This window comes from Vagococcus hydrophili, assembly GCF_011304195.1.
Lineage (GTDB): Bacteria > Bacillota > Bacilli > Lactobacillales > Vagococcaceae > Vagococcus > Vagococcus hydrophili.
In genome coordinates this window covers 2046160-2061442 of sequence record NZ_CP049887.1, presented here as the reverse complement: position 1 = coordinate 2061442, position 15283 = coordinate 2046160, and the positions used below count along the sequence as shown (strand labels likewise).

Annotated in this window: 12 protein-coding genes; 1 reads left to right on the top strand and 11 read right to left on the bottom strand. The window is 35.1% G+C overall.

Annotated features, from left to right (window positions below):
- Positions 1-68: 68 nt before the first annotated feature.
- Together gltS and G7082_RS10105 are read right to left on the bottom strand one after the other, a co-directional pair.
- Positions 69-1310 carry a sodium/glutamate symporter gene (gene gltS, locus G7082_RS10110; RefSeq protein WP_202983097.1) on the bottom strand — a complete coding sequence of 414 codons (1242 nt, stop codon included), beginning with the start codon at positions 1308-1310 and terminating at the stop codon, positions 69-71.
- A gap of 141 nt (positions 1311-1451) precedes the next feature.
- Positions 1452-3476: a urocanate hydratase gene (locus G7082_RS10105; RefSeq protein WP_166034967.1), complete on the bottom strand. Its 2025-nt coding sequence runs from the start codon at positions 3474-3476 to the stop codon at positions 1452-1454.
- Positions 3477-3756: 280 nt separating this feature from the next.
- On the opposite strand from G7082_RS10105, the gene hutI reads away from it, so the two are divergent.
- The gene (gene hutI / locus G7082_RS10100; protein ID WP_166034966.1) at positions 3757-5022 is read left to right on the top strand and encodes an imidazolonepropionase; all 1266 of its coding nucleotides are present in this window, start codon (positions 3757-3759) and stop codon (positions 5020-5022) included.
- A gap of 224 nt (positions 5023-5246) precedes the next feature.
- Here hutI and G7082_RS10095 read toward each other — a convergent pair whose 3' ends face one another.
- The 9 genes from G7082_RS10095 to G7082_RS10055 form a co-directional block, all read right to left on the bottom strand.
- Positions 5247-6122 (bottom strand): CPBP family intramembrane glutamic endopeptidase, encoded by an 876-nt coding sequence (locus G7082_RS10095; protein ID WP_166034965.1) that lies wholly within the window; start codon positions 6120-6122, stop codon positions 5247-5249.
- Positions 6123-6262: 140 nt separating this feature from the next.
- A complete protein-coding gene (locus tag G7082_RS10090; RefSeq protein WP_166034964.1) occupies positions 6263-6634 on the bottom strand; it encodes a GNAT family N-acetyltransferase in 372 nt (123 codons plus the stop codon).
- A gap of 93 nt (positions 6635-6727) precedes the next feature.
- Positions 6728-7600 (bottom strand): YitT family protein, encoded by an 873-nt coding sequence (locus G7082_RS10085; protein ID WP_166036063.1) that lies wholly within the window; start codon positions 7598-7600, stop codon positions 6728-6730.
- Between the two features lie 27 nt (positions 7601-7627).
- On the bottom strand, positions 7628-8950 hold the full coding sequence (gene hisS / locus G7082_RS10080) for a histidine--tRNA ligase (protein ID WP_166034963.1): 1323 nt from the start codon (positions 8948-8950) through the stop codon (positions 7628-7630).
- 132 nt (positions 8951-9082) lie between these two features.
- On the bottom strand, positions 9083-10633 hold the full coding sequence (gene hutH / locus G7082_RS10075; protein ID WP_166034962.1) for a histidine ammonia-lyase: 1551 nt from the start codon (positions 10631-10633) through the stop codon (positions 9083-9085).
- A 144-nt stretch (positions 10634-10777) separates the two neighbouring features.
- Positions 10778-12088 carry an APC family permease gene (locus G7082_RS10070; protein ID WP_166034961.1) on the bottom strand — a complete coding sequence of 437 codons (1311 nt, stop codon included), beginning with the start codon at positions 12086-12088 and terminating at the stop codon, positions 10778-10780.
- Positions 12089-12295: 207 nt separating this feature from the next.
- Complete coding sequence (locus G7082_RS10065; protein ID WP_166034960.1) at positions 12296-12892, bottom strand: HutD family protein; 597 nt, start codon at positions 12890-12892, stop codon at positions 12296-12298.
- Between the two features lie 15 nt (positions 12893-12907).
- A complete protein-coding gene (locus G7082_RS10060; protein WP_166034959.1) occupies positions 12908-14584 on the bottom strand; it encodes a formate--tetrahydrofolate ligase in 1677 nt (558 codons plus the stop codon).
- A gap of 58 nt (positions 14585-14642) precedes the next feature.
- Complete coding sequence (locus G7082_RS10055; RefSeq protein WP_166034958.1) at positions 14643-15269, bottom strand: cyclodeaminase/cyclohydrolase family protein; 627 nt, start codon at positions 15267-15269, stop codon at positions 14643-14645.
- Between the last annotated feature and the right edge of the window lie 14 nt (positions 15270-15283).

Sequence of the window (15283 nt, the reverse complement as noted above, 5' to 3'; positions counted from 1 at the left end):
GTCGGTATCTATAAAAATCACACTTTTTATTCAATATACGAACAATAAATAAAATGATGCTTTTTTTACTATGCAAATTTAGTAATAAAGAAAATTATAATTGGTACCGCCACAATATCCACAAAAACAGCTCCACATAAAGGCACAATCAGAAATGCTTTTGTTGATTTTAAATCGTATTTCTCACAGATAGCACTCATACAAACGACTGCTGTGGCTGAAATTCCAAGTCCCCAACCAGCATAACCACCTGTCATTACCGCACTGTCATATGATTTTCCAAGCATTCTAAAGACGACAAAAATGGAGAACAGAATCACGATAATTAATTGAACAAATAAAAGAATCAATAAGGGTGCTGCAAGATCTGCCAACTCCCAGATTTTAAGTGTCATGGTTGCCATCGTTAAGAAGAAGGATAACCCTACTTCCATGATGATATTGACTTCTTTAAAATTCATTTCAAACATATTCGTTTTATCATTAATATTTCTAAAAATAATCGCTAAAAACATAGCACCCACATAATTAGGTAGTGCAAAGTTCTTAATTCCTAACATAGCTACTAAATCGGAAATAACAATCCCACCAAACATGAAGACAAAAATAAGGGTTAAATGACTTAAAAAAGACTTAACAGTAAAATCATCTTTTTCAATCACTCTCTCTTTTTTGATTTCTTGTTTACCTTCAACCGTATCATCTGTTTTGATTTCTAGCTTATTCTTTTTAATCAACCAGTTGCCAATAGGTCCGCCAATCAAACTTCCCGCAATTAATCCAAACGTTGCCGAAGCCACAGCGACTGTTGTAGCGCCTTCAACGCCTAAACTCTCAGCAACTGGACCAAAAGCAGCCGCATTGCCATGCCCGCCAACTAAAGAAACCGTTCCAGCCATCACACCTAAAACAGGATTAAGCCCTAATGCAGATGCTAAGCTAACCCCTACTACATTTTGAATAATTGCTAAAATCCAACAAGACACTAAAAATACGATTAATAAACGTCCACCACTTTTAAGCAATTTGAAACTCCCTCCAAAACCAACACAAGTAAAAAAGGTTAACATAAAAGGTAATTGTAGAGTGATATCCATATTAATCACTAAAAGATCAGTTAGTCTAAAAACCCATACGATTAATGAAAATAATAACCCACCAATGACAGGTGCTGGAATACATAACCTATCTAGTAACTTAACCTTGTCTCGAATAAAATAACCTAACATCAACAAGACCGCAGCAAGAGCAAGCGTTGCAATCATATCAAGCTGTAGCGTCCTAATACCTTCCACCATTTCAATTTTCATTTTCCCACACAATCCTTTCTTTGTTTTAAGAAATAATCTATAAAAAAAGACCTTAAGAAGAAAGATATTCTCTAAATTCTTAAGGTCTTGGTAGTTTATTCTTTTAGATATAATGACTTGGATAGGAAGTTCACACAGTCATTATTTAAATAAAGGACTAATTGCTGCTTCTACTTTCGCATCGTCAGCGATGTAAGGAATTGTAATATGATCTAATCCTTTACGCATTTCATTGTATTCCATAGAAGTTTCAATGGCATGTGGATTACGAGCCCAACTACGACGAGCAACTCCACCCATAGTATCCCATGAAATAGCTGATTTGATAATTTCATCAGTCATTTCACTTCCGTCTAATACTAAACCAAAGCCACCATTGATAGATTTACCAATACCAACACCACCACCGTTATGTAGAGCGATTAAACTCATACCACGAGCTGCGTTACCTGCGTAACATTGTGTTGCCATATCAGCAGTAATATTACTACCATCTTTGATGTTTGAAGTTTCACGGAATGGAGAGTCAGTACCAGACACATCATGGTGGTCACGACCAATCATAACAGGACCGATTTTTCCTTCTCTAACCATTTCGTTAAATTTAAGGGCAATATTAACACGTCCCATAGCATCTTGATAAAGAATACGTGCTTCTGTACCAACAACTAATTTATTTTCTTCAGCGTCACGGATCCAGTTATAGTTGTCGCGGTCTTGATAACGACGAGTTGGATCAATTACTTCCATAGCAGCTTTGTCAGTTGCCATTAAATCTTCGTGTTTACGGCTTAGACATGCCCAACGGAATGGTCCATAACCATAGTCAAATAACATAGGTCCCATGATATCTTCTACGTATGATGGCCAGATAAATCCGTCTTTATCATCCACACCATTTTTAGAAATTTCTTTAATTCCTGTGTCATAGATAGCTTTCATGAATGAGTTACCATAGTCAAAGAAGTAAGTTCCTTTAGCTGTTAATGATTTAATTACTTCAAAATGACGTTTCAATGTTTTATCAATTTCAACGCGGAATTTATCTTGATCTTCACCTAAAAGGCGAGTTCTTTCTTCAAATGACATACCAGCTGGACAATAGCCACCTTCGTAAACATTATGACAAGACGTTTGATCTGATAATAAGTGTACGTGGATATCATTTTCGTTAATGTATTCTAATAAATCAACGATGTTACCATGGTAAGCAATAGAAGTAGTTTCTTCTTTGTCCATGTATTCCTTCGCTAATGTCATTGTTGCTTCTGGTGTTTCCGTTACGTGAGAAATCCAGCCTTGTTCTAAACGAGTATCAATACGAGAGCGGTCAACTTCAGCTACGATCGCAACAGCTTTAGCGATTTCTCCAGCTTTACCTTGAGCCCCACTCATTCCACCAAGTCCTGATGTAATGAATAATTTACCTCTTAAATCACCATCATCTGCTACGCCTAATTTCAAACGACCAGCATTTAATAATGTATTGAACGTACCATGAACGATACCTTGAGGGCCAATGTACATCCAACCACCAGCAGTCATTTGACCGTAGTTAGTCACACCCATTTGTTCGCCGATTTCCCAATCTTTGATGTTGTCATATTCACCAATTAATAAACCATTAGTGATAATAACACGTGGTGCATCTTTTTTAGAAGAGAATAATCCCATTGGATGTCCAGATTCTACTACTAAAGTTTGTTCATCTGTCATTTCTTCTAAGTAGCTCATAATTAATTGATATTGCATCCAGTTTGAACATACTTGTCCAGTTTCTCCGTAAGTTACTAATTCATATGGATAAAGAGCAATATCAAAGTCTAAGTTGTTATCAATCATAACTTGCATTGCTTTAGCAGCCACACATTTACCTTTATACTCATCAATTGGTTTTCCGTAAACACGAGTTTTTGGATACCAACGATAGCCGTAAATACGTCCACGAGTTTTTAATTCTTCTAAGAATTCTGGAATAACTTGATCATGGAATTGCTCTGGTACATATCTTAAAGCATTTTTTAATGCTAATTTTGTTTGAGATTCAGATAGACGGAACCCTCTGTCTGGCGCACGTCTGATGCCTTCTTGGAATACTGGCATGTCTGGTAATACTTCTGGTAATTTAATTGTCATTGCTTTACTAATATCTGTGTTACTAATCATTTTACTTCCTCCTTAAAATTATCAATAAAAAGTGCATAAATGTTGATACGTTATTACTGTTTTTTTACATAAGTAATGTTTCGTTTAGGTTATGCCATTACTATAAAGGTCAATAGTCAATTTACTGTCTATCCTCTATGTTAATTTAAAAAAATTACAAAAAAACATTCTAAATAAAACGATTACAATTATTTGACAAAAATTAGTCGATAAAAAGCTACAGTAATTACGAATAAATATTGTTATAATATATTGTAAATCAAAGGAGGAAAAAAGCAATATGATAGCAGATAAGATTTTAACAAATTTTAGTCAGATTTTTTGTCCCATCGATAATGGTCAACCTTTAAAAGGGGCTGAGATGGATCAAGCAAACGTTATTGAAAATGGTTTTATCGCCATTAAAGATGGCAAAATATTAAAAGTAGCAGCAGGTGAACCTGAAGCATCACTGATTGGTTCTCACACAAAAATCGTTGATTACTCTGGAAAATTAGCTTCTCCTGGTTTAATCGACTGTCACACTCACTTAGTTTATGGTGGAAGTCGTGAAAATGAATTTGCTAAAAAATTAAATGGTGTGAGCTATTTAGATATTCTTAAAGAAGGTGGCGGTATTTTAAGTACGGTTCGTTCTACTCGCTCTGCTTCTTTTGAAAACTTATATGACAAATCAAAACGCTTATTAGATCAAATGATCATTCATGGTGTAACAACTGTCGAAGCAAAAAGTGGTTATGGTTTAAATTGGGAAACTGAAAAACGTCAATTAGAAGTGGTGAAAGAATTAAACCACAATCATCCAATTGATTTAGTTTCAACATTTATGGCAGCTCACGCTGTTCCACCTGAATTTGACGGGGACGGGGATGCGTTCATCGAAATGATTATCGCTGAGATGTTACCACAAGTTAAAGAAGAAAACTTAGCAGAATTTTGTGATATCTTCTGTGAAACAGGTGTCTTCACAGCAAAACAATCATTACGTTTATTAGAAGCAGCAAAAGAATTAGGTTTCAAATTACGTATTCATGCAGATGAAATTGATTCAATCGGCGGCGTTGATGTGGCTGCTGAATTGAACACTGTTAGTGCTGAGCATTTAATGGCAGCAACTGATGAAGGAATCAAAAAAATGAGTGAAAGTGGCGTGATTGGTAACCTACTTCCAGGAACAACTTTCAGTTTAATGAAAGACACTTACGCTCCAGCTAAAAAAATGCTAGATGCTGGTATGGCTATTACCTTATCAACAGATAGTAACCCAGGAAGCTGTCCTACGTCTAATATTCAATTTATTATGCAACTAGGCTGTTTCAAAATGTACTTAACCCCAGTCCAAGTCTTCAATGCTGTAACAATTAACGCTGCTTACTCTGTTGGTTTAGGAGATCAAATTGGTAGCTTTAAAGAAGGCAAATTAGCTGATATTGCCATTTGGGATGCGCCAAATGTTGATTATCCATTGTACTTCTTTGCAACAAACTTAGTTCAAGACGTGTACAAACACGGTGAACTAGTATCAAAAAATCATCAAATTCTATAAGAGGTTATGACTAAAGTGTTCAGTTTTTCGAAAATAGTAAAAAAGAGGCTGACTCAAATGTCAGCCTCCATTTTATTTATACGAATAATCTTTAATAGTCAGGGGTAAAAAGTCTGCTCCCACGACAACTTCACGAAAATCGATCAATCAAAAAGAGCGATTGTTCGATTTTCCCTCCAGTTGCTCAGAGCAAAACGACTTTTGACCCACCCTGTTTACTATATTTAAATAAAAAATGCTCCAAATATTCCTAAAAGAATCATTCCTATAGACAAGATTAGAAAAATAATCATTCCAGGATTTCTAACTGATTGACTCAATGAAAAATGATTATCTGTTTTAAATATTGCTTTCACTTGACTGAAATTAACAATTAAAAAGACAAGTCCAGCAACGACGAGAATTAATGCAATTAAACTATAAAAAACCACTGCCGTTTCTGAACCAAAAAGTAATAACGGAATAATACTACCCACGAAATTGACTACCATATGCATGACTATCGGTACGATCAGTTTCCCTGTTTTAACATATAAATACGCTAAGATTATTCCTAAAAAGAAAGTATAAATACTTTGAGTAATATTTAAATGAAACAATGAAAACATAATACTACTAAAAATAATGTAACCATTCTCTCCTAACGTATCAGAAAAACGATACAAGGTTTTTCTAAATAATAACTCTTCTAAAATCGGGCCAATAATGACAATTAATAAAAACGCTGATACTATATTTAACCCCATAATCGTTTCACCTAATTGATTCGTTATCTTTGCCCCTAATAACGTAAAGATAACGGTACAACCTAAATTAACAACATACATAACAGCAAATCCAATTGTAAATAAAACAAAGCCTTCTTTAAAAGAAATTTTTTCCTTTCGTGGAACATCTAATTTTTCTCTGTCCTTAAATAAATATAAAAAAATAGGTAACCCAATCCCATACATTCCAATAAAATTCGATACTATTATTAGTGAACTATCGAATACTGCAAATGGTCTACTTCTTAATACTAATGTTTGAAATATTAACCCTGCAATAAAAATAATAATTAACCCAAAACCAACCCGACTAAAACTTTTCTTGTCTTCCATTTTAACCTCTCCTAACTAAACTTTTTGAAACAAAACAACCATTTAATTAATTATACGCTAGTTAAATTAACATAACAATGTAATTTAAAACAAAAAAAAGCTAAGATAAAACAAACATGTCTCATCTTAGCTAAAAAGTTTTATTTAATTGTTTTAATCATTACATGATAACCTGTTGCTGGTGTTTCTTCATGAGTTTCAGAGATTTCAAAGCCTTTTTTCTCATAAAAACCAATCGCATTTTTATTATGAATTAAACACTTCAAACTCATCTCACCAGTATGACAGTCTTTTTCAACAGCACTTAATAACTGACTTCCAATCCCTTTTCCTTGGATTGTTGCATCAATGAAAAAGAAGTGAATAAATTGGTCTGGCACATAAAGTGTTAAAAAACCAATCATTTTTGTCCCTTCGTAAGCAATATAAATGGTTTCTTCATCAATCATTTTAATAAGTTCAGAAACTAGAACGTCTTCCTTATCTACCCATTTAGCTGTTTCTTTTCTCACTCGATTGTAAAGCTCACATAAACTATCTAAGTCCTTGTTACTTAATTCTTCAAATAAATATTTTTTAATTTCGATACTCTTTTCCTCCCAAGATTACAAACCAAAGTCATCAAACTTCCCTAAAGTATGGACATTTTCAGAAATGCTCACAAAACTCGTTGAGTCCCCTTCTTCAATGGCTTCTTCTAGTTGGTGCAGTTCATATCTTGTGATAACCGTTAAAAGGACTGTTTTCTTACGATGATCATAAGCCCCTTGCGCTTCATCATTTAGAACTGTCACACCACGAAGTAATCTTTTCTTAAGAGAAGCGATCACTTGGTCTGGATTTCTTGTAATAATTAAGACCTGCATTTTTTGTTGTTTCGTATAAACAAAATCCATTACTTTCCCGCTAACAATAATCGAGATGACACTATAAAAGGCATAAGGAAAACCAAACAATGCCCCCGCAGCTAAAACAATAATTCCATTAATAATCATTGAAATAGAGCCGATACTCTTACCTGTTTTTCTTCTAATCGCAATAATTCCAATATCTAAACCACCTGTTGCTATGCCATTTTTCAAAGCTAATCCCATGGAAGCTCCACCAATTGCTCCACCAAAAAGAGCACAAATAATTGGATCTTTCGTTAAAACAATCGTCGGTATCATTTCAATTGCCACTGAGGCAAAGGTTACACTAATGACTGTAAAAATGACTAATTTTTTATTCATCTTAAACCAACCATAAATTAAAAATGGTAAGTTGATCAAATAATAAATGACGGACATAGATGGTTGGAAGCCAGTGAATTTCTCAAATAAGGTTGTAAAGATTTGAGAAAAACCTGTAATTCCTCCTGTATAGATATTAGCTGGTCGCCAGAAAAAATTTAAGGCGATGGCATATAACATGGCATATAAGAAAACAACGGTTAACTTATGTGTGTATTCTTGGATGATTCCTTTTTCCTCGTGCATCTGAGGTTTCACTCTCAAAACTCCCTTTTATTTTTTACTCTTACATTTACAATTTTTTGGAATGTTTTCGCCAACACTCCCTTTGAAATCAGCATATAAATCACTTAATTTGATTTCTTCTTCAACACCAGTGTCCATATTTTTCATACGAACAACTTCTCGTTCTAATTCGTCATCGCCGATGGTTAAAGCAACTTTTGCGTTTAATTTTGACGCTGTTTTAAATTGTGCTTTGGCTTTACGATTTGAGTAATCACGTTCAGCCGTGTAACCTGCTTCTCTAACTTTTTGAATTAATTTCAAGGTTTCAATATTCGTTTTTTCACCAAGACCAACCACGTACACATCAACACCTGGAGTTGTTGGAAGTTCCACACCTTCAGCTTCCATACTAATAATCGCGCGTTCTAATCCTAAAGCATAACCAAAGGCTGCATCATGACTATCGGGACCTTCAAATTCTTTCACTAAACCGTCATAACGACCACCCGCACAAATTGTTGTGATTTTTCCATTGTAGCCTGGGGCGTTACTCATAATTTCAAATACAGTGTGGTTGTAATAATCTAACCCACGAACCATGCGGTGATCAACCACATAATTAACACCTACAGCATCTAATAATTCTTTCACTTCTTCAAAGAATTTTGCTGAATAATCATCTAAATAATCTAAAATAGATGGAGCATTTTCTACAATCACTTTGTCTTTTTCATCTTTACTATCTAAAACACGTAAGGGATTAGTATGTAAACGACGTTGTGAATCGCCACTTAATTCATCAAACTTAGGTTCTAAGTACTCAATCAAGGCTTTACGATATTCCATACGACATTCTCTTGTTCCTAAAGAGTTAATCACAAGCTCCGTATGAGTAACACCTAATTCTTTATAAAAATCTAAAGCAGAAAGAATTCCTTCTACGTCAATCGCAGGATTCGCACTCCCAATCATCTCAATACCGATTTGGTGAAATTGACGGAAACGTCCAAATTGAGCACGTTCATAACGGAACATTGGCCCAATGTAAAAAGCTTTAAATGGATTTTGGTGTTCTGGTCCATATAATTTGTTTTCCACATAAGATCTAACAAGTGGGGCTGTATTTTCAGGACGTAACGTAATGTGACGGCCACCTTTATCTTGGAAATCATACATTTCTTTTGTCACAATATCCGTTGTATCTCCAACACCACGCGTGATTACTTCAATGTGTTCAAACATTGGTGTTCTCACTTCATGAATGTCATAACGCTTAAATACTTTTCTTGCGATTGTTTCTACATATTGCCACTTCTCTACCACACCAGGTAATACATCAGCAGTACCTTTTGGTTTTTGATATCCCATATATAACACTTCCTCTTATGATTGTTAAGTTTATAGTACAAAAAAAAGGGAGCTGATACAAGTCCTCCCCCTTCTTTTTGCAAATAAAGCCCCGAATATCTAAATATTCGAGAGCTTTACTGTATTTAATTTTTATTTGAAGTCAAATTCGATTTCTAAATCAACTACTTCTTCAACGGCTCTTAATAAGTCACCACTGATTAATACTTCAGTTGCTTTTTCTAATTCATCGTAGATTTCAATGTCTTTGTCATTTTCAATCACATTAACATATTTTCTAAATGTATCGTAAGCTACTTGAGTACCTTTACCCATCACACCACGATCTGATACAAATTCGATAGCTTGACAAGCAGCCATGATTTCAGTTGCAACAATACGACGAGAGTTGATTAAGATATCACGAGCTGTACGAGCTGCAGTTGTACCCATACTTACAAAGTCTTCTTGGTTTTCACAAGATGTAATTGAGTCAACACTTGCTGGATGAGCTAAAATTTTGTTTTCTGATGCTAATGAAGCAGCAGCGTATTGAGTAATCATGAAACCAGAGTTAACGCCTGGGTGTTTAACTAAGAATGAAGGTAATCCACTTAAGTTAGTATTAACTAAGCGTTCCACACGACGTTCAGATACGTTACCAATTTCAGCAGCACCAATTCCTAAATAGTCAAATGGTTGTGCCATTGGTTCACCGTGGAAGTTACCACCAGAAATAACGTCACCACTACGAGTAATGATTGGGTTATCAGTTACAGAGTTAATTTCGATTTCAACTTTTGTTTTAACAAAAGCGATTGTATCTTTACTTGCACCGTGAATTTGAGGCATACAACGTAATGAGTAAGCATCTTGTACACGTTCAGCAGTTGCTGGCGTTGTTAATGTACTACCTGCAATCAAAGCGCGAACATTTTTAGCTGTTGCTAATTGTCCACTATGAGGGCGGATAATATGTAATTCTTCGTCAAAAGCATTAACGATTCCGTTATGTACTTCTAATGATAAAGCACCTGCGATATCAGCTAATTTTAATAATTCGATTGAATCATGAGTAGCTAAAGCGCCGATTGCTGTTAAAACAGTAGTACCATTGATTAAAGCTAAACCTTCTTTAGCTTCTAAGTGGATTACTGGAACGCCAGCTTTTTCCATTGCTTCTTTACCAGTCATTAATTCTCCGTTAAAGAAAGCACGGCCTAAACCTAACATTGGTAATACCATATGTGATAATGGTGCTAAATCTCCTGAAGCTCCTAAAGATCCTTTTTCTGGAATGTGAGGAACCACACCGTTATTTAACATTGCCATTAATGTTTCGATAGTACTTAAGCGAATACCTGAGTGTCCTTTTAATAAAGAGTTAACACGGATTAACATAATAGCGCGAACTTCATCTTCTTTTAAAGGATCACCAAATCCACTTGAGTGAGTACGGATTAAGTTTTCTTGTAATTGACGAGTTTCCTCTTGAGGAATACTTACTTTTACTAAAGATCCAAAACCAGTATTTACACCGTATACAGTACGTTTACTTTCAACGATGTCATCAATAATTTTACGAGAGGCTTTAACTGCATCGATAGCTGTTTCTGCTAAAGCTACTTGAGTGCCTTTACGTGATACTTCAACTACTTGTTCTAATGTTAAGTCTTTACCGTTTAAAATAATTTTTTCGCTCATTATCAATTTTCCTCCTATGGGTTCTAGTTTTCCTAGAGCCATCTGATTACATTTAACCTAATGCTTAAAAACTTTATTACTTATGTTGCATAACCTATAACCTTATTATAATCAATGTTATCTAAAAAATGTCAAATTTTAGCACTAACTAGTTTGTTTTTTGCTTCCATTTAAAACAAAGTATAAAATTCCTGCAATGACGATACCAACACCACCAGCAATCAAGCTACTTGAGTTAGCTCCCTCTTTCAACATCCATAAACTAACTCCAATTGCTAAAATTGGAATTGTTGGTCCCAATGGTAATCTAAACGCTGTTTTAGCTCCTGGATTTTTCTTACGTAAGAAAATTACCGCTAAAGCTGTTGGAATATATTGGATGAAACGGAACACTACACTAAGTTCTGCTAATTGTTCAAAACTACCAGTTAATAATAAACCAGAAGTTAACACACATGATACGATAATCGCAACAACTGGCGCTTCTTTAGAGTTTTTCTTAGCAAATACTTTTGGTAATAAACCTTCATCAGCGATTGAAGCTCCGTATCTAGGAATCATCATTGAATCCCCAACGTTGAGACCTAAGATAGAGATCAAAGCACCCACTGAGATAATCCATTTACCCCAAGGACCTACCATTTGACCAAATGCATCTTGCACTGGTGCGCCACTTTCTAAAATGCCTACACCTAACATCGCAATTGTTCCTGCAATAATCATAAAGTAAAGAACGGATACTACTGTAATTGATCCTAAAATCGCACGTGGCATATTTTTCTTCGCATCTCTCATTTCACCAGCTACAACTGGTAAAGCTTCAAATCCGATAAATGCGTAGAAAATTGTCATTGATGTTGAACCTAATGCTTTAGATAATGACATACCTTCTTTAAGTTGCAAGAATGGTTTAAAGTTACCATTATCAAAACCACCTTTTAAGAAGAAGATTGAAATAAATACAAAAGCAATAATTGGAATTAATTTAGCGATTGTTACTGTGATCGTAAAGATTTTAGATGATTTTAATCCGGTACTATTAATAACAGACAATAAAATAACTAGTGCAATACTAATGAATGTATTCATACCATCTAGCGCTGGGAAAGCCATAATCAACAGTTTTGCAAAACCTGCTGCCATTGCTGACCACGCGATAATCGTTACAAACCAACCAAGTAGCCCAACAATAAAACCAACAAAATCTCCAAATGCTGATTTAGAATATTGGAAAGCTCCTCCGTTTTTATCAAAGTAACAAGATACTTCTGCAAAACACACAGCAAGTAGTAAAACTAAAACTGCATCAAAAAGCATAGCAAGTAATGACGCTGGACCTAAATCCATGTAAATAGTACGTGGTAATAAGAAAATTCCCGAACCGACAACTGCGTTAATCCCATATAACGTAGCGCCGCCTAGACTGAATTTTGCATTTTCTGTTTCTGAACTCATTGAAAATCCCCTCTCTGATCTGTCAGATCACTTAACTTTGGTTCTTTTTTTTACTTTTTTATTTCCATTAAATATTAAAGAGTTTATCAAAAAGACTTCCTATCCAAATCGGTTTTCTGACGAAACGGCCGGTTCACTTACGTTCTATTTCAAGTTTTGTCACTATCTTCCTGGCAATTTTTGATATGCTCTTCTTGCATTATTTTGTCATCGAACACTTACTTCAATTACAACAGGTAAATGTTCTTCTATAGTCGAACAAACTTTAACCTTTTCTCCACCAAGAGTATCAGCTATTACTAAACTGTCTCCTTTTTTTATATCGATTATTTCTTCATCAACCGCTGTTCCATTAACAACTAATTGACAATTTTCCAATGCAAAATAAACATAAAAGACCTTTTCTTTTAATGTTATTTCAGCACCCGTTTGTTTCGTTTTCATCTCTCCACCAAGGTTTGGTCGATAGATCAAATTAAAATCTGTACATTTGCCAAAACTTTTAGTTTCATCACTTCCGCAAAAGTAATCTGTTTGAAATGGAGCCAAAACTTCTTTTCGAAATCCTTTTTTGCCACTGTGGTGCAATTCTAAAGGATTATCTAAAGACATGATAATTCGTTTGTATCCAGGTAAACTTGAAAAATTACTTTCGTTTAATGCGACTTTAGCAGTTGAAATACGAAAATCAAACTTATTTAGTTCATATTGCCCACTAGGTGGGAAGAGAAACACTTCAGTTGTTTCTCCTCCACTCCAGCTAGACACTTGATAATCAGATTGCGAGATAATTTTTTTGTTCATCTCTCTCACCTTTTTCTAGAATAATCCAGTGATGTTACCTTCACCGTCAATATCAATTCTTTCAGATGCTGGTGATTTTGGTAAACCAGGCATTGTCATAACAGCTCCTGTAAGTGCTACGATAAATCCTGCTCCAGCAGAAACTTTTAAGTTACGGATTGTTACTGTAAAGTCTGTTGGTGCACCAATCTTAGTTTGATCATCTGAGAATGAATATTGTGTTTTAGCCATACAAATTGGTAAGTTGCCAAAACCTAATTCTTCTAATTTTTTAAGTTGTTTACGAGCAGCTGGTACGATTTCTACGCCGTTACCACCGTAAACTTTTTGAACGATTTTGTTTAATTTTTCTTCAATGCTATCTTCTAAATCATAAACAAATTTGAAGTTGTTTGGACGTTCAGCTAATTCGATTACTTTCTCAGCTAAGTCTTTACCACCTTCACCACCATTAGCCCATACGTCTGAAAGAACAACGTCTACGCCACGCTCTTTACAAGCTTCTTCTACAGCTACTAATTCAGCATCTGTATCTAATGGGAATTTGTTGATTGCCACAACAACTGGCATTCCATAAACTTCTTGAATGTTTTGGATATGTTTGTCTAAGTTAGTTAAACCTGCAACAACAGCTTCAACGTTTTCTGGTTCTAATTCTTTTTTAGGAACGCCACCGTGCATTTTAAGAGCGCGGATTGTTGCTACTAAAACAACTGCGTCTGGTTTTAAGTTTCCTAAGCGACATTTAATGTCGATGAATTTTTCAGCACCTAAGTCAGCACCAAATCCAGCTTCAGTAATCGCATAATCAGCATATTTTAAAGCTAATTTAGTTGCGATAACACTGTTACAACCATGAGCGATATTGGCAAATGGGCCACCGTGAATGATTGCTGGTGTGTGTTCTAATGTTTGAACTAAGTTTGGATGGATAGCATCTTTAAGTAAAGCAGCTAATGCGCCACCAGCTTTTAAATCGCCAGCAGTTACTGGGTTACCTTCAAAACTATAACCAATAATCATTTTGTTAAGTTTTACTTTTAAATCATCTGGATCGTTAGCTAAACATAAAACAGCCATAATTTCAGATGCTACAGTAATATCATATCCGTCTTCACGAGGAACACCGTTAACGCGACCTTGAAGGCCGTTAACAATATGGCGTAATTGACGGTCATTCATATCCACAACACGTTTCCAAGTAATGTTACGGCTGTCGATGTTTAATGCGTTACCATGGTGAATATGGTTGTCGATTAAAGCAGCTAAAAGGTTGTTAGCAGCTCCAATGGCATGGAAGTCACCAGTAAAGTGTAAGTTAATATCTTCCATAGGAACAACTTGTGCATGTCCCCCACCAGCAGCTCCACCTTTAACACCAAAAACTGGTCCTAATGATGGTTCTCTTAAAGCGATCATGGCAGTTTTGCCTAATTTAGCAAACCCATCAGCTAAACCAACAGAAGTTGTTGTTTTACCTTCTCCAGCTGGAGTTGGTGTAATAGCTGTTACTAAGATTAATTTACCGTCTTTTTTATCTTGTAATTTACCTAATTCATGAGCGCTTAATTTAGCTTTATAATTTCCGTAAAGAGTTAATTGATCTTCTTCAATTCCTAAAGGAGCAACTACATCTTTAATTGGTTTCATTGTAACTTGGTTTGCGATTTCGATATCTGATAAATATGACATGTGTAAAATTTCATCCTTTCATTCTTAGAAAAACTAATTTTTTATTTTTTTAATCTGTTTAAACGACTTTTAATGTTTCAACATAAATTTCATCAGCTAAGGCAGTTCCCATTGCTAATAATTTTTCGCCTTCGCCGCGATGTTGAGCAACGAACTCTTCATTTTTAATTCCTGATAAGTTAATTAAAACATTTAACCAAGCCCCTTGAAGACCTGCTTTTAAGTTAAGCGCTGCAACACCTAAGTCACTTGCTGCGTTTGTGTTTGATTTACCAATGGCTTTTTGAGTCACTTCTAAAGCATTAACCATTAATTTCATCATTCTAAATGGAGATTCAGCAGCACCTTCTAAAGCTGATTGCATTGCTTTACGTCTTGCTGCTTTGTCTTCGTCTGTTTCTTTTGGCATACTGAATACTGCAGAAACCACGTTAAATGCTTCTGTATCTTCGTCAATCGCTTTTACTAAGTGATCTTGAAGCGCTTTTGTTTCATCAAAGACTAATTTAATTTCATCTTCGAACTCAGCGTATTTTTTCTTGCCGATTGTTAATTCACACACCATTTTAGTTAATGAGATTCCCATTGCTGCTGATAAAGCTGCAGCAGATCCGCCACCAGGAGCTGGAGCGTCTGAACCTAATGTTTCAATAAAATCTGTTACTGTTAAGTCTACTAATTTCATCTATGTCTCTCTCC